The organism is Gordonia sp. DT30, from assembly GCF_049844915.1.
Taxonomy (GTDB): Bacteria; Actinomycetota; Actinomycetes; order Mycobacteriales; family Mycobacteriaceae; genus Gordonia.
This window is the reverse complement of the sequence record NZ_JBNCLY010000106.1, coordinates 1-286: the sequence shown is the minus strand read 5'-3', so window position 1 is coordinate 286 and position 286 is coordinate 1. Positions and strand designations below refer to the sequence as shown.

The 286-nt window shown below is 68.2% G+C and carries 1 protein-coding gene; it reads left to right on the top strand.

The window, feature by feature from the left end; genetic code table 11:
- Nucleotides 1-286: DUF222 domain-containing protein (locus tag ACLQ3C_RS21630; protein WP_425707137.1), on the top strand; the 286-nt coding region annotated here is incomplete at both ends.

The window sequence follows — 286 nt, the reverse complement described above, 5'->3', positions numbered from 1 at the left end:
AGGGTGACCGGCAGATCGTCGAGCTATCCGACCGGAATGCGGAGCGCCGGTTCGGGTTTCGGTCGGTGACCGACATGATGGTCGTCGGGTTACGCGTGTCGGAGCCGATGCGCCGCCGCAAGCAGATGACCGCCACCGCCACCTATCACGGGTTGACCGGCGAACCCCTCGCCCCGAAGTACCCCACGTTGGCGCAGGCGTTCGCCGAGGGGGCGGTCGGGCCCGCACATGCGCGGGTGGTGATCGACGTCCTCGACGACATCCCGCACCAGGTCGACCACGACAT